Genomic DNA, 16,053 nt, shown 5'->3' on the forward strand with positions numbered 1-16,053 from the left:
TTGCTGGCGAATGGGGCCTGCCAGGCCATACACATTCACCTGATAGACCGCATTCGCTGCCGCCGTAACCTCCGACGTCTCCCACAAAGAATTCAGTGTGCTTGAAGACGTCGGTTTGCCTTGAGCCTTCCGAAAGCAAGCTTGCGTTAGCCCGCATCACTCTCTCCAGAACGGCTTGAGCCCTTCCCGGCGTGCCTGCTCATAACTCAGGCCTATGTCGCGCAGTTGATCGTCAGTCAAGTTCAAGAGCGCTCGCCGCGTAACTCGCCGGTGTTGAAACAAGCCCCACACACCCAGGCCCTTTGGCGCATTGACGCGCACCCGCACCTCCTGCTCTCTCACCAACTCCTGTGCATACAGCGTCAGCCGAACATCGCTCATTCCGTTCATTTCCAGACACCTCATCATGGGTTTCAAGTGATTCCATGATGCGTCTGTATGGAAAACCATTACAGAACCAAAGAATTCTAATTTTTTGCATACAGATTCAATACATCAGCGCCTGAATGCTGTATTTTCGCCCCATCTGTATCGGTCAACCGACGCCACACTGTGCGGGAGTACGCCATGACCCTCTATGTCAATCTTGCCGATCTGCTCGGCACGCGCATCGAAAACGGCTTCTACCGACCCGGTGATCGCCTGCCCTCGGTCCGCGCGCTAAGCCTTGAACACGGTGTCAGCCTCAGTACCGTGCAACAGGCCTATCGGTTGCTCGAAGATAACGGTCTGGCGTCTCCTCGCCCCAAATCGGGTTACTTTGTTCCTGCAGGGCGCAAGACACCTGCATTGCCCGTCGTAGGACGCCCCGCACAGCGTCCGGTCGATATCTCGCAATGGGATCAAGTGCTGGAGCTGGCCAAAGCCATTCCCAGCCCCGACGTCGTTCAATTGGCGCGGGGCATGCCCGACATCAGCAGCCCGACCTTGCGCCCGTTGACCCAGGCGCTGGGCAAGATCAGCCGCCGTCAGGACATGCCGGGGCTGTATTACGACAACATTCATGGCACGCAATGCCTGCGTGATCAGGTTGCCCGCCTGTTGCTGGACTCGGGCACCAGCATTGCCCCGGATGATCTGGTGATCACTACCGGCGCTCAGGAAGCGCTGGCGGTCAGCATTCGCTCCATCTGCGAACCCGGTGACATCGTGGCCGTGGACTCACCCAGCTTTCACGGCGCCATGCAGGCGCTCAAAGGCCTTGGCATGAAGGCGCTGGAGATACCGACCGACCCCATCACCGGTATCAGCCTGGACGCACTCGAGCTGGCCCTCGAACAATGGCCGATCAAGGCCATACAGTTGACGCCCAACTGCAATAACCCGCTGGGTTACATCATGCCGGAGGACCGCAAACGCGCCTTGCTGACCCTCGCCCAGCGCTTTGACGTGGCGATCATTGAGGACGATGTGTATGGCGACCTTGCCTACACCTACCCTCGCCCTCGCACGATCAAATCCTTCGACGTGGACGGGCGCGTCCTGCTCTGCAGCTCCTTCTCGAAAACCCTGGCGCCCGGCCTGCGTGTCGGCTGGGTTGCGCCGGGGCGCTACCTCGACCGTGTGCTGCACATGAAATACATCAGCACCGGTTCCACCGCGACTCAACCGCAACTGGCGATTGCCGAATTTCTGCAGGCCGGGCATTACGAACCGCACATGCGGCGGATGCGTGGCCAGTATCAGCGCAGCCGAGACTTGATGACCGACTGGGTGACGCGTTATTTCCCGGAGGGCACTCGGGTCAGCCGTCCGCAAGGCGGCTTCATGCTTTGGGTCGAGTTGCCTGAGGACTTTGACTCGCTTCGCCTGAATCGCGCGCTGGAAGGCCAAGGCGTACAGATCGCCGTCGGCAATATTTTTTCGGCCTCAGGTAAGTACAGAAATTGCCTGCGCATGAATTTCGCGGCCAAGCCGACGCCGAAAATCGAGGAGGCGGTGCGCAAGGTCGGTGCAATGGCGGCGCGGCTCATGGCCCAAACCGACGCCGCGACTTAACCTTTTGTCGAAAACGCGGTCATATCGCCATGATGTGACTTCTGGATGATTGCGTTGACCAACACATGGGCGTTGCCCCTCCTTTTGGCCTGTGCCCTGGGCATCAGCGGATGCGCGCATACGCCGGTGGCGGATGACGGTCCGAGTCAGGCATTGCCCGCGTCGGCGTCCTCCTTCGGACGCTCGATCATGGCCCAGGCCGCGCCGTACGAAGGCCGCTCCGGTTTTCGCCTGCTGCCCAACAGCACGGAAGCCTTCATGGCGCGGGCCGAACTGATCCGCAACGCCAAATCCAGCCTGGACCTGCAGTACTACATCGTTCACGACGGGCTCAGCACCCGGGCATTGATCGATGAACTACTGAAGGCCGCAGACCGCGGCGTGCGCGTTCGCATCCTGCTGGACGACACCACCAGCGACGGTCTGGATGAAGTCATCGCTACCCTCGCCGCGCATCCCAACATTCAGATTCGCCTGTTCAACCCGCTCAATCTGGGCCGCAGCACCGGCGCCACGCGCAACATGGGGCGGCTGTTCAATCTGTCGCAGCAACATCGACGCATGCACAACAAGCTGTGGCTGGCCGACAGCGCAGTGGCCATCGTCGGCGGCCGCAATCTGGGTGACGAATACTTCGACGCCGAACCGAACCTGAACTTCACCGATATCGACATGCTCAGCGTCGGCCCGGTGGCCGAGCAGCTCAGTCATAGCTTCGACCAATACTGGAACAGCACCCTGAGCAAGCCGATTGACGACTTCCTCTACTGGCCTCCCGACACCAAGGATCTGGCCAAAGCGCGCACGCGTCTGGCGGCCTCGCTGGACAAGGCGCATGTCGAGAAAAAAGCCCTGTACGAACGGCTGATGGCTTACAAGACACAGCCCCGCATGAAGACCTGGCTCAACGAACTGATCTGGGCGCACAACCAGGCCCTGTGGGACGCACCGACCAAAGTGCTGTCACGGGGCGAGCCCGACCCGCATTTGTTGCTGACCACGCAACTGAGTCCCGATCTGCTGAACGTGCATCAGGAATTGATGATGATTTCGGCGTATTTCGTGCCGGGACAGGAGGGACTGGTCTACCTCACCGGGCTCTCGGACAAAGGCGTTTCAGTGAGCCTGCTGACCAACTCGCTGGAAGCCACGGACGTGCCAGCCGTCCATGGCGGTTACGCCCCGTACCGCAAAGCATTGCTGGCGCACGGCGTGAAGTTGTTCGAGCTGCGACGCCAGCCGGGAGACCCCAGCAATCGCGGGGGCAGCGGACCCAGATTTCTGCGCACCAAAACCCTGAAGGGCGGTTCCGAGTCCAGCCTGCACAGCAAGGCAATGATTTTTGACCGACAGAAGATGTTCGTCGGCTCCTTCAATTTCGACCCGCGCTCGGTGCTGTGGAACACCGAAGTCGGCGTGCTCGTCGACAGCCCCGAACTGACGGAATACCTGCGCGATCTGGCGCTGCAAGGCATGGCGCCCGCCATTAGTTACCAGGCCAAGCTTGAGAATGATCGCGTGGTCTGGGTGACCGAAGACAACGGCAAGATTCACACGCTGTACAAAGAACCCGGCGACTGGTGGCGCCGACTGAACGCCTGGTTCAGCAGCGCCGTCGGCCTTGAGAGGATGCTCTAGGCTGCCACCGGCTGGACGGTGCCGAACGCTCGTGGGCGCTGGGACAGAATCACAAGACCCAATGCCCCCGCGGCCATCAACAGCGGCAGCGCCTGTCCACTGATCCATTGGCTGCCCGCACCCGCGGCCAAGGGTCCCAACAAGCAACCGATACCCCACAGCTGCGCGACATGAGCGTTGGCGCGTACCAACGCGTCGTCGCGATAGCGCTCGCCGATCAGAATCAGCGACAGCGTGAACAGCCCGCCTGCACTGGCGCCAAACACGACCCACAATGGCCAGATGGCATCCGTATCGACCAGCAGCGGAATCGCCAGGCTCGACGCCATCAACGCCACCGCGCAGCCGGAGAACAGTCGACGCCGGGAAATCTTGTCCGCCAACGCACCGATCGGCAGTTGGAGCAGCGCATCGCCAACGACCACCGTGCTCACCATCGCCAGTGCGATCTCTGGCGTGAACCCCTGTTGCAGGCAATACACCGGCAACAGCGTCAGAATCATCGCCTCGAAACCTGCAAACAACGCAATTGCCCACGCGATTGCAGGCAACTGCCGACAGAACCCGGCAAGATCACCGAGGCTGACATGGCTGGCTTCGGCGCTTGGCGCACCGGACCTTCCCAGCAGCAGTAGAGGTGACGTCGCCAGCAGCGCAGTACCGACCCAAAAGCCGAAGTCGTGTCCGGTGCCGATGACGCCGAGCAACAACGGTCCGCCCAACTGACTGAGCGCATAGCAGCTGCCATACAGCGCGACCAGCTTGCCCCGCAGGTTTTCGGTGACCAGTTGGTTGATCCAGCTCTCACCAAGGATGAACACCATCGTCAGGATCACGCCGAGCATCAGCCGCAGCGCCAGCCAGATCCAGTAATTGGGCAATAGCGCCAGCAAACCCACGGAAATCGAACCGCCCCAAAGGCACAGACGCATCAGGTTCGCGGTGCCCAGAATCGAAGCCAGGCGGCTGGCAAGGCTCGCGCCCAGCAATACGCCAATGGCCGGCATCGCCGCCATGACGCCGATGGCAAACGCGCCGTAACCCCACGCTTCAAGGCGCAACGACACCAGCGGCATGCTCACGCCCAACGCCAGACCGACGCTCAAGACGGACGACAGCACCGCGAAATAAGTACCCCAACGCATCACCACGCTCCTGTGGCTCAAAGGGATGAGACAGAACAGCCGGGTTCTTTGAGAGAAACCCGGCTGTGTAGGAAAGCTGTTCGGTTGTAAAGCTTGAAGCCACCGCATTCCCCCTGTGGGAGCGAATTCATTCGCGATGCGGCAGCACTTCCGACACAGATTTATCGGGTGTACCGGCCAATCGCGAATGAATTCGCTCCCACAGAGTGTGTAACGTCTGGCCTTTACAACTTGATCCAGGTCGCTTTCAGCTCGGTGTACTTGTCGAACGCATGCAGCGACTTGTCGCGACCGTTACCCGATTGCTTGAAGCCCCCGAACGGCGCGGTCATGTCGCCACCGTCGTACTGGTTGACCCAGACGCTGCCCGCGCGCAACGCACGTGCTGTGAGGTGCGCCTTGGACAGGTCAGCGGTCCATACGGCGGCCGCCAGACCATACGGCGTGTCGTTGGCGATCTGGATCGCCTCTTCCGCGGTATCGAACGTCAGCACCGACAGCACCGGGCCGAAGATTTCTTCCTGGGCGATCTTCATGGCATTGGTCACGCCGTCGAAAATCGTCGGTTCGACGTAAGTGCCCCCTGTCTCTTGCAGGATGCGCTTACCGCCGGCAACCAGCTTGGCGCCGTCGGTATGGCCTGCTTCGATGTAGGACAGCACGGTGTTCATCTGCTGAGTGTCCACCAGCGCCCCGACGTTGGTTGCAGGGTCCAGCGGGTTGCCCGGCTTCCAGGCTTTAAGCGCCTCGATGACCATCGGCAAGAATTTATCCTTGATCGAACGCTCGACCAGCAGGCGCGAGCCCGCGGTGCACACTTCGCCCTGGTTGAAGGCGATGGCGCTGGCAGCCGACTCAGCGGCCGCCTGCAGGTCCGGCGCATCCGCGAAGACGATGTTCGGGCTCTTGCCGCCCGCTTCCAGCCAGACGCGCTTCATGTTCGATTCGCCCGAGTAGACCAGCAACTGCTTGGCGATTTTGGTCGAACCGGTGAATACCGCCGTGTCGACATCCATGTGCAGCGCCAGCGCCTTGCCGACGGTGTGACCGTAACCCGGCAGAACGTTGAGCACGCCAGCCGGGATACCCGCCTGAACTGCCAACTGCGCGACACGAATGGCGGTCAGCGGCGACTTTTCCGACGGTTTGAGAATGACCGAGTTACCGCTCGACAGCGCAGGGCCCAGCTTCCAGCACGCCATCAGCAACGGGAAGTTCCACGGCACGATCGCCGCGACCACACCGATCGGCTCACGGGTCACCAGACCCAATTGGTCATGTGGTGTAGCCGCTACTTCGTCGTACAGCTTGTCGATGGCCTCACCGCTCCAGCTCAACGCCTGCGCGGAACCCGGAATGTCGATGCCATAGGAATCACTGATCGGCTTGCCCATGTCCAGGGTTTCAAGCAGCGCCAGTTCTTCGATGTTTTCTTTGATCAGCGCAGCAAAGCGAATCATTGCCGCCTTGCGCTTGACCGGCGCCAGACGTGACCAGGCACCCGAGTTGAAGGTAGCGCGTGCATTTTCGACGGCGCGCTGGGCGTCGGCGGCATCGCAGCTGGCGACGTGGGCGAGGAATCGACCATCGACCGGGCTGATGCAGTCAAACGTTGCGCCGGAAGCGGCGGCGGTGTACTCGCCATTGATGAAGGCGCGGCCTTCGATCTTCAGATCCTGGGCGCGTTTTTCCCAGTCAGCATGAGTCAGGGTGGTCATGAAACATCCTCCTCTTATGAATTGTGCGCGCCCTCGCGCTCATGAACCGTGCTGTAGGACATCGCCTGACATGCTGTCGGATCGGCCAAAGGCAAACGTCACCCTAAACCAGCGCTCGATGAATTTCCAATATATTGGACAAAAAGAGGCAAAACGACGCGAAATCGTGCATTTTATTCAACAGCGCGTCATCAGGCGCCCGGCACTATCGCCCAACGTCCTCATCAAACAATCATTCTTCCAATGCCATTCAGGAGCCAGAGACATGAGTATCCAAAGCGTCGTCGACTTCAGCGAAGCCACCACTGCTGCAGAGCGCTTCAAACCTGCCGCAGAGAAAATCCTCAAAGGCGACCCGGAGCAAACCGTCTACAACCATTACAACAGCCCCTGCGGCCAGATGAGCGCAGGCGTGTGGGAAGGCGAAGTCGGACAGTGGAAGGTCAATTACACCGAACACGAATACTGCGAGATTGTGCAGGGCGTCTCTGTATTGCGTGACGAGGAAGGCAACGCCAAGACACTGCGCGCCGGGGATCGCTTCGTGATACCGGCAGGTTTCAAAGGCACTTGGGAAGTGCTGGAGGCGTGCCGCAAGATTTACGTGGTGTTTGAGCAGAAGGCTTGATGCGATCTTCAACTGTAGGAGCGCGCTTGCCCGCGAATGAGTCAGGTCAGCACCAGAGATTTGGCTGAAAAGACGCATTCGCGGGCAAGCGCGCTCCTACATGATCAATTGCGATACAAACCCATCGCGCACAAAAAAGCCCGCATCGCTGCGGGCTTTTTGTAAGAGGCGAAAATCAATTACTTGATTTTGGCTTCTTTGTAGATCACGTGCTTGCGAGCAACCGGATCGAATTTTTTAATTTCGATTTTGTCCGGGGTAGTGCGCTTGTTCTTGTCGGTGGTGTAGAAGTGGCCGGTGTTAGCGGTCGACACCAAACGGATCAATTCACGCATGATTCTCTCCCTTAAACCTTAGCGCCAGCGCGGCGGATTTCGGCCAGAACAACCGTGATACCACGCTTGTCGATGATGCGCATGCCTTTGGCAGATACGCGCAGACGTACAAAGCGTTTCTCTTCTTCAACCCAGAAGCGGTGATGCTGCAGGTTTGGCAGGAAACGACGACGGGTTTTGTTGTTCGCGTGGGAAATGTTATTCCCGGTTACCGGACCCTTACCGGTAACTTGACAGACTCTCGACATGCCTCAGCCCTCTAAAACCACATGCCCAACCCGGCATGGGTTGGCCGCTTAATCTCTCAGTCATTTGGCGCCAGGCGCCGCGTTTCTTCAGGGGTCTTACCGGCCACACCTGCGGTGAAGGCAGCGGGCCCCTAGAAAAGAGCGCTGCTTTATACCAGAAACCCTGGGGAGCAACAACAGAAACGACGAATTACCTGAAAGAAACTCAGGGCTTTGCGCCCGACAAGGCCAGCAGCGCAGGGCGCAACGGGAAATATACCACTCGTCGCGCCACAGCGATTGTTCTGCGCCAATCCATAGTCTAGGGTAAGTCGCTCACCAGACTGCGCCGGCAGATGGGCTCTCTCTGAAAGGAAAATCGCCATGCGCCTAGCTGTTTTACCCTTTTTGTTCGCGTCATTGTCAGCGCCATTGATGGCTCACGCCGCCACCAGCCTGAGCGTCTGCACCGAAGCCAGCCCCGAAGGCTTTGACGTGGTGCAATACAACTCGCTAACCACCACCAACGCCTCGGCCGATGTCCTGATGAACCGTCTGGTGGATTATGACGCCCAGACCGGCAAGCTGGTCGCTAGTCTGGCAGAAAGCTGGAGTGTGTGGCCGGACGGCCTGACGTATGACTTCAAATTGCGCTCCGGCGTGAAATTTCATCACACCGATTACTTCACCCCGACCCGCGACATGAACGCCGAGGACGTGGTGTTCAGCTTCCAGCGCATGCTCGACCCGGCCAATCCCTGGAACAAGGTGGCGGTACAGGGCTTCCCTCACGCGCAGTCGATGCAGTGGCCGTCGCTGATCAAAAAAGTCGAAGCGCCGGATGCGAATACGGTACGCATTACCCTCGACCATCCTGACGCGACCTTCCTCGCCACGCTGAGCATGGGTTTTGCGTCTATTTATTCGGCGGAGTACACCGCGCAGCTGATGAAAGCCGGCACACCGGAAAAGCTCAACAGCCAGCCGATCGGCACCGGGCCGTTCGTGTTCAAGCGCTTTCAGAAAGATTCCGTAGTGCGTTACGAAGCCAACCCGGACTACTTCGCGGGCAAACCTGCGGTGGACACGCTGGTGTATGCCATCACCCCGGATGCCAATGTGCGCCTGCAGCGGATCAAGCAGAACGAGTGTCAGGTTGCCCTCTCACCCAAACCGCTGGATGTCACCGAGGCAGGGAAGGATCCGAACCTGAAAGTCGAGAAGACCGACGCATTCATGACAGCCTTCCTGGCAATCAACAGCCAACATCCGCCACTCGACAAGTCCGAAGTACGTCAGGCGATCAACCTTGCGTTCGACAAGGACACCTACCTGAAAGCAGTCTTTGAAGGCTCGGCGCGAGCAGCCAATGGCCCGTACCCACCTAACACCTGGGGTTACGCCAGCGATCTGCCCGGTTACAAATATGACGTCGCAAAGGCGAAAGAGCTGCTGGCGAAAGCCGGACTGAAGGACGGGTTCAAGACCACGATCTGGACCCGCCCGTCCGGCAGTCTGCTTAACCCGAACCCGAGTGCAGGCGCGCAATTGCTGCAGAACGACTTGGCCGCTGTCGGCATCAAGGCTGAAATCAAGGTGATCGAATGGGGCGAACTGATTCGGCGCGCCAAAACCGGTGAGCACGACCTGTTGTTCATGGGCTGGGCGGGCGACAACGGCGATCCGGATAACTTCCTCACGCCACAGTTCTCCTGCGCAGCGGTCAAATCCGGCACCAATTTCGCGCGCTACTGCGACGAGGGCCTGGACAAGCTGATCAGCAGCGGCAAGGCCGTGACCGATCAGGCGCAGCGCAGCAAGCTGTATCACCAGGCGCAGGAGCAGATCCAGAAACAGGCGTTGTGGCTGCCACTGGCACACCCGACCGCCTTCGCCCTGACCCGCAAGAACGTGTTGGGGTATGAGGTCAGCCCGTTCGGACGCCAGGACTTTTCGAAGGTGACTGTGAAGTAATTGCCCATCCGCCGCAAAAACCAAAGTCCGATCGCGGATCCTGTAGGAGACGTCGGAGGTTACGACGGCAGCGAACGCGGTGTGTCCGTCACTGTTGAAGGTGACTGACACACTGCATTCGCGAGCAAGCTCACTCTCACAGGACTTGGGCCGAACAGGAGTCAGCGGGCTTCTGCAGATTTGGCGAAAACTACATTAACCCGCTTTCCACCATCGACAGCGGATCGCCATCCCCGATGATCACGTGATCAAGCACCACCACGTCGATCATCGCCAGCGCCTCCTTGAGCCGCCGAGTGAGTTCGATGTCCTGAGGGCTGGCATCGCAGATGCCGGACGGATGATTGTGGCAAAGGATGAGCGCTGCGGCGTTATGGGCTAAAGCCCGCTTGACCACCTGCCGAGGGTGTACATGAGCGACATTGATCGAGCCGTGAAACAACGCCTCGAACGCCTGAACACGATTTTTGCTGTCCAGAAACAGGCAACCAAACACTTCATGCGGCTCGTGCCGGAGTATCGCTTTGAGGTAGCTGCGCACCTCAGCAGGGCTTTTCAAGGCTGAACCCCGCTTGAGATTTTCTCCCATGTGCCGCCGGGCCATTTCCATGACCGCCTGCAATTGCGCGAACTTTGCCGGTCCAAGGCCCAGCTCGTTGCTGAACGAAGCGAGATTGGCCTCGAGCAGCGCACGCAGGCTGCCAAACTGCCCCAAAAGATGTCGGGCGAGGTCCACGGCGCTTTTGCCGGAAACGCCCGTGCGTAAAAAAATGGCGAGCAATTCAGCGTCGGAGAGACTCGATGCCCCTCGCTCCAGCAGCTTCTCCCGCGGTCGCTCGGCCGCAGGCCAATCTCGAATACTCATAGCACCTCCATGGACATGGGCGCCGCTGTTCCCGTGCGGTCGCTGTGCTATCTTAGCCCATCTTTTTTGCGCGACAGTCCGGCCTGGGGAGGCGTTTGATTGCCGCGTGTTAACTCGACCAAAAGGCAGGCCTATGCAGCGGCTGTATCGGAAACGCATCGTTCTCGGCGTCGGCGGCGGCATCGCGGCTTACAAGAGCGCTGAACTGGTTCGCCGGTTGCGCGACCACGGGGCCGAAGTGCGCGTGGTCATGACCAAGGGCGGGGCCGAGTTCATTACACCTCTGACCATGCAGGCCTTGTCCGGTCACCCGGTCCACATGGACCTGCTCGACCCCGCTGCTGAAGCTGCGATGGGCCACATCGAGCTGGCGAAATGGGCTGACATGGTGCTGATCGCTCCCGGCACTGCCGACCTGATCGCAAGACTGGCTCAGGGCATCGCCAACGACCTGCTGACCACGGTCGTGCTGGCGACAGACGCCATCGTCGCTGTCGCCCCGGCCATGAACCAGGCCATGTGGCGCGACCCGTCGGTGCAAGCCAATCTGCAGACCCTCGAAGCGCGAGACTTCCGTATGTTTGGCCCGGCCAGCGGCAGTCAGGCGTGCGGCGACGTGGGTTTCGGGCGCATGCTCGAACCCAACGATCTGGCTCAATCCGCGGCCGACTGCTTCCAGCGCCTTACGCTGACCGGCAAGCATGTGCTGATCACGGCCGGGCCGACGCAAGAAAACATCGACCCGGTGCGCTACATCACCAACCACAGCTCCGGAAAAATGGGCTTTGCGTTGGCCGAAGCTGCGGCCGAAGCCGGTGCACGCGTCACGCTGATCACCGGGCCGGTTAACCTGACGACCCCGGACCGGGTGTCGCGCATTGATGTAGTGAGCGCGCGCGACATGCTCGCCGCGTGCGAAGCCGCCATGCCCTGCGACCTGTTCATTGCATCTGCTGCGGTCGCCGACTACCGCCCAGAAGTTGTTGCCCCACAAAAATTGAAGAAAGACCCTACGAACGGTGATGGCCTGCTGCTGCAGATGGTTCGAAACCCGGACATTCTCGCGACCATCGCACAACGTCAGGACCGCCCGTTCAGCGTCGGTTTCGCCGCTGAAACCGAGCACCTGCTCGACTACGCCGCCCGCAAGCTCAAGGACAAGAACCTTGACCTGATCATCGCCAACGACGTCGCCAATCCCAGCATCGGCTTCAACAGCGAAGAGAATGCGTGCAGCGTGATCGACCGAGCGTTGCAAGAAACGCTCTTCGCCCAAACCAGCAAGGCCAAGATTGCCCGCCAGCTGATGACTTTTATTGCCGACCGTATGAACCAGGTTTAATCACGTATGCATGCTCTACAAGCCAAGATCCTCGACCCTCGCATTGGCGACGAATTTCCGCTTCCGGCCTACGCCACCACTGGCTCCGCCGGGCTGGACTTGCGTGCCATGCTCAAAGAGGAAACGGTACTCGAACCCGGCCAGACCCTCTTGATTCCCACCGGCCTGTCGATATACATCGCAGACCCAAGCCTTGCCGCGCTGATTCTGCCGCGCTCAGGCCTGGGTCATAAACACGGCATCGTGCTCGGCAACCTGGTGGGCCTGATCGACTCCGATTACCAAGGTGAGCTGATGGTTTCCTGCTGGAATCGGGGTCAGACGGCTTTCAAGATTGCTATCGGGGAGCGTATCGCCCAATTGGTGTTGGTTCCGGTCGTTCAGGCGCACTTCGAAATCGTTCAGGAGTTCGATGAAAGCCAGCGTGGTGCAGGTGGTTTCGGTCATTCCGGCACCCACTGATTCTGCGCACATCGCCCTGGCAGCGCTGTCGCCAAAGACCTGAATCGGTCTGGCACGATGCAATAACTAAAAAATCGCCCCAGGAAGTACGAGCAGGGAGAGTCAAGTTTGAAAGGCATCAAGCGCACAGCCAAGGCGACGTCCCGCCCGGAAACCACTGACGCAACGGTCAAGGACTCAAACCTGAGCCTGGCAAGTCCGGGCCTTCTCCCTGCGCTCATCGGCCTTATAGCTGCGGGCATCCTGGTCTGGCTGGGCCTGCTCAGCCAGCCTCAGGAGAAAGATCTCCTCGCCCAGGCATGGGGCACTGCGCAAGCCGGAGCCGCTGGCAAAGCGTTACGTCAGATCACTGCCGACACTCAGGCAGCAGCGACGGACGCTACGCTGGCTCAGGCCCTGCAAAGCAATAATCCGCAGCAGATCGAAGCCGCTCAACGCCCGCTGGGTTACCGGGACGGCGTGATCGGCGCCCGGCTCTCACCGCTCGGCTTCAACACCGTGGACAATCAGGGCCCGTTGCCGATCAGCTTCGCGACGCTGGACATGCTCACCAAAGCCGGCAAAGGTGAAATTCCGACTCCCGAGGCCCGTAAAGTCGGCGACGGCTGGGTGATTTACAGTGTTGCGCCACTGCGTGAAGCAGCGGACGCGCCAATCACCGGGACGTTGTTGCTGGCGTTCAAAATGCAGCGCCTGACCAATGCACTGCCTGAGGCCCCCGCTGATGTCGGGCAGATTGTGCTCAGCCAGCAGTTCGGCAACGCAACGGCACAAAGCTTTCTGACCCGCGGACAGGCCGATGGCGGTCGCGCCATGGATTTCCCGACCGGCTATGCCAACTGGAAGCTGACGTTCACCCCCGGCCCCGCGCTGAGCGCGTCGCCGCCATCACTGATGCTGCTGCTCGCCGCGCTGGTTGCCATCGCCAGTGTACTGCTGGGGCTGTATCTGAACGAAAGCGCCCTGAAGCGTCGCGTCCTCGCCGACGCCCGACAACTGGAACAACTGCTGCAAGAACTCTCGGGGGGCAAAGCCGTCAAAGCCTTCGGCTTGAGCATGCCAGCCCTCAACGGACTGGCGCAGAGCATGGCGAGATTTTCGCTGCGCAACCAACCGGCATCGCCGTTGGCGGCCAGCAACGCTGCCTCGCCCTCCGCCAGCCACGGTTCAACGAGCAGCAACGCCGTATTTTCGTCACCCGATGTCGATGACACCGAGCTGACCGATCCGCTGTTTCAAGACACCGACATTCTCGACATCGACCTGCTCGATGAATCACAAGATTCCCTGAAGTCGGAGCACGCCCACGCAATGAGCAGTACCGTATCCATCGCCCCCGAATTCCCCGACTCCATCTTCCGCGCCTATGACATCCGCGGCATCGTCGGCCAAACCCTGACCAGCGAAACCGCTTACTGGCTCGGCCGCGCCATTGGTGCACAGAGCCTGGCACAGGGCGAGCCGAACGTTTCGGTTGGCCGCGACGGGCGCCTGTCCGGCCCGCAACTGGTTGCACCGCTGATCAAAGGCCTGCATGACAGCGGCTGTCACGTCAGCGATATCGGCCTGGTTCCCACCCCGGCGCTGTATTACGCCGCGAATGTCCTCCAGGGCCGTACCGGCGTGATGCTGACCGGCAGCCACAACCCGAAAGACTACAACGGCTTCAAGATCATGATCGCGGGCGACACGCTGGCGAACGAGCAGATCCAGGCGCTGCACGAGCGCATCAAGCGCAACCAGTTGCCCGCAGGCAAAGGCAGCGTGACCAAGGTCGACATCCTCGACCTGTATGCTGGGCAGATCACCAATGACGTGGTACTGGCACGCCGCCTCAAGGTCGTGGTCGACTGCGGTAATGGCGCAGCCGGCGTCATCGCCCCTCAACTGCTGGAGGCCCTGAACTGTGAGGTCATTCCACTGTTTTGCGAGGTCGACGGTAACTTCCCGAACCACCATCCCGACCCGGGCAAGCTGGAAAATCTTCAAGACCTGATCGCCAAGGTCAAGGAAACCGGTGCCGATCTGGGCCTGGCGTTTGATGGCGACGGCGATCGCGTAGGTGTCGTCACCAACACAGGCAGCGTCATATACCCCGATCGTTTGCTGATGCTGTTCGCCCGCGATGTCGTCAAACGCAATCCGGGGGCTGACATCATTTTCGACGTGAAATGCACCCGTCGCCTGATACCGTTGATCCAGGAATATGGCGGTCGCCCGGTCATGTGGAAGACGGGTCACTCGTTGATCAAAAAGAAGATGAAAGAAAGCGGCGCGCTGCTGGCAGGCGAAATGAGCGGCCACATCTTCTTCAAGGAACGCTGGTTCGGTTTCGACGACGGTATCTACAGTGCTGCGCGCCTGCTGGAGATTCTCAGCCAGGAGACGCTGAGCGCCGAAGAGCTGTTCCAGACCTTCCCGAATGACCTGTCGACACCGGAGATCAATATCAAGGTCACCGAAACCAGCAAGTTCAGCATCATCGAAGCGCTGGAACGGGATGCACAGTGGGGCAACGCTAACCTGACGAGCATCGACGGCGTGCGCGTCGACTATCCGAAAGGCTGGGGTCTGGTCCGCGCTTCCAATACCACACCCGTGCTGGTATTGCGTTTCGAAGCCGAAACAGAGGCCGAGCTGCAGCGGATCAAAGACGTGTTCCATGCTCAGCTGAAAAACGTAGCACCGGATTTAGAACTTCCTTTTTGATCTAACTTTTTGAGTGGAGCCCAAATGACCCTCGAACGTGACGCCGCAGCCAATGCCGCCAAGGTCCTTTCCGAAGCCTTGCCTTACATCCGACGCTTCGTTGGCAAGACGCTGGTGATCAAGTACGGCGGTAACGCCATGGAGAGCGAAGAGCTGAAGACCGGCTTCGCGCGCGACATCGTGTTGATGAAGGCAGTGGGCATCAACCCGGTCGTGGTTCACGGCGGCGGCCCGCAAATCGGCGACCTGCTCAAGCGCCTGTCCATCGAAAGCCACTTCATCGACGGGATGCGCGTTACCGATGCCCAGACCATGGACGTCGTAGAGATGGTGCTGGGCGGCCAGGTCAACAAGGACATCGTCAACCTGATCAACCGTCATGGCGGCAGCGCCATCGGCCTGACCGGTAAAGACGCGCAACTGATCCGCGCGAAAAAAATGAACGTGACCCGTCAAACCCCGGAGATGACCAAGCCGGAAATCATCGACATCGGCCATGTCGGGGAAGTCGTGGGCATCAACACCGACCTGCTGAACATGCTGGTCAAAGGCGATTTCATCCCGGTCATCGCACCGATTGGCGTCGGCGCTGACGGCGAGTCCTACAACATCAACGCCGACCTGGTTGCAGGCAAAGTCGCCGAAGCGCTGAAGGCCGAGAAACTGATGCTGCTGACCAACATCGCCGGCTTGATGGACAAGGAAGGCAAGGTTCTGACCGGCCTGACCACCGAACAGGTCAACGGCCTGATTGCCGACGGCACTATTTACGGCGGCATGCTGCCAAAAATCCGTTGCGCGCTGGAAGCGGTTCAGGGCGGTGTCACCACGTCCCACATCATCGACGGTCGCGTGCCGAACGCTGTCCTGCTGGAAATCTTCACCGACACCGGCGTGGGCACGCTGATCAGTAACCGCAAGCGTCACTGAGTACGGGCAACGCGCAAAAAAAGACCCCGTCGGCGCAAACCGGCGGGGTCTTTCTGTATGTCGAGGGTCTTGTTTCAGCGCT

At 59.9% G+C, this 16,053-nt stretch carries 14 protein-coding genes; 8 read left to right on the top strand and 6 right to left on the bottom strand.

Translation table 11 applies throughout. The features are described 5' to 3' along the window. Positions 1 to 156: 156 nt before the first annotated feature. Positions 157 to 390 (bottom strand): DUF1127 domain-containing protein, encoded by a 234-nt coding sequence (locus BLS87_RS19545; protein ID WP_074754953.1) that lies wholly within the window; start codon positions 388 to 390, stop codon positions 157 to 159. Positions 391 to 567: 177 nt separating this feature from the next. On the opposite strand from BLS87_RS19545, the gene BLS87_RS19550 reads away from it, so the two are divergent. Continuing rightward, positions 568 to 1,998, top strand: a complete 1,431-nt coding sequence (locus BLS87_RS19550; RefSeq protein WP_074754685.1) for an aminotransferase-like domain-containing protein — start codon at positions 568 to 570, stop codon at positions 1,996 to 1,998. Positions 1,999 to 2,052: 54 nt separating this feature from the next. Then, entirely contained in the window at positions 2,053 to 3,636 is a 1,584-nt protein-coding gene (locus BLS87_RS19555; protein ID WP_074754955.1) for a phospholipase D family protein, read from the top strand. Here BLS87_RS19555 and BLS87_RS19560 read toward each other — a convergent pair. Further along, positions 3,633 to 4,781: an MFS transporter gene (locus tag BLS87_RS19560; RefSeq protein WP_074754687.1), complete on the bottom strand. Its 1,149-nt coding sequence runs from the start codon at positions 4,779 to 4,781 to the stop codon at positions 3,633 to 3,635. The genes BLS87_RS19555 and BLS87_RS19560 overlap by 4 nt on opposite strands. A 224-nt stretch (positions 4,782 to 5,005) precedes the next feature. Then, a complete protein-coding gene (locus BLS87_RS19565; protein ID WP_074754689.1) occupies positions 5,006 to 6,499 on the bottom strand; it encodes an aldehyde dehydrogenase in 1,494 nt (497 codons plus the stop codon). 265 nt (positions 6,500 to 6,764) lie between these two features. Here BLS87_RS19565 and BLS87_RS19570 point away from each other — a divergent pair, with 265 nt between their 5' ends. Then, positions 6,765 to 7,127 (top strand): cupin domain-containing protein, encoded by a 363-nt coding sequence (locus BLS87_RS19570; protein ID WP_074754691.1) that lies wholly within the window; start codon positions 6,765 to 6,767, stop codon positions 7,125 to 7,127. 179 nt (positions 7,128 to 7,306) lie between these two features. Here the strand turns inward: BLS87_RS19570 and rpmG are convergent, their stop codons facing one another. Further along, positions 7,307 to 7,462 (bottom strand): 50S ribosomal protein L33, encoded by a 156-nt coding sequence (gene rpmG / locus BLS87_RS19575; RefSeq protein WP_062379766.1) that lies wholly within the window; start codon positions 7,460 to 7,462, stop codon positions 7,307 to 7,309. 11 nt (positions 7,463 to 7,473) lie between these two features. Further along, positions 7,474 to 7,710 (bottom strand): 50S ribosomal protein L28, encoded by a 237-nt coding sequence (gene rpmB / locus BLS87_RS19580; protein ID WP_037016669.1) that lies wholly within the window; start codon positions 7,708 to 7,710, stop codon positions 7,474 to 7,476. A 363-nt stretch (positions 7,711 to 8,073) separates the two neighbouring features. On the opposite strand from rpmB, the gene BLS87_RS19585 reads away from it, so the two are divergent. Beyond that, positions 8,074 to 9,663, top strand: a complete 1,590-nt coding sequence (locus tag BLS87_RS19585; protein ID WP_074754693.1) for an ABC transporter substrate-binding protein — start codon at positions 8,074 to 8,076, stop codon at positions 9,661 to 9,663. A gap of 190 nt (positions 9,664 to 9,853) precedes the next feature. Here BLS87_RS19585 and radC read toward each other — a convergent pair whose 3' ends face one another. Beyond that, the gene (gene radC, locus BLS87_RS19590) at positions 9,854 to 10,528 is read right to left on the bottom strand and encodes a RadC family protein (protein WP_074754695.1); all 675 of its coding nucleotides are present in this window, start codon (positions 10,526 to 10,528) and stop codon (positions 9,854 to 9,856) included. 133 nt (positions 10,529 to 10,661) lie between these two features. Here radC and coaBC point away from each other — a divergent pair, with 133 nt between their 5' ends. From coaBC to argB, 4 genes are all read left to right on the top strand, one after another. Next, positions 10,662 to 11,870: a bifunctional phosphopantothenoylcysteine decarboxylase/phosphopantothenate--cysteine ligase CoaBC gene (gene coaBC, locus BLS87_RS19595; RefSeq protein ID WP_074754697.1), complete on the top strand. Its 1,209-nt coding sequence runs from the start codon at positions 10,662 to 10,664 to the stop codon at positions 11,868 to 11,870. 6 nt (positions 11,871 to 11,876) lie between these two features. Further along, complete coding sequence (gene dut / locus BLS87_RS19600) at positions 11,877 to 12,332, top strand: dUTP diphosphatase (protein ID WP_074754699.1); 456 nt, start codon at positions 11,877 to 11,879, stop codon at positions 12,330 to 12,332. Positions 12,333 to 12,440: 108 nt separating this feature from the next. Further along, a complete protein-coding gene (locus BLS87_RS34990; RefSeq protein WP_074754701.1) occupies positions 12,441 to 15,041 on the top strand; it encodes a phosphomannomutase/phosphoglucomutase in 2,601 nt (866 codons plus the stop codon). 24 nt (positions 15,042 to 15,065) lie between these two features. Next, complete coding sequence (gene argB / locus BLS87_RS19610) at positions 15,066 to 15,971, top strand: acetylglutamate kinase (RefSeq protein WP_062379782.1); 906 nt, start codon at positions 15,066 to 15,068, stop codon at positions 15,969 to 15,971. Positions 15,972 to 16,053: the final 82 nt, after the last annotated feature.

It is taken from the genome of Pseudomonas abietaniphila, assembly GCF_900100795.1.
Taxonomy (GTDB): domain Bacteria; phylum Pseudomonadota; class Gammaproteobacteria; order Pseudomonadales; family Pseudomonadaceae; genus Aquipseudomonas; species Aquipseudomonas abietaniphila.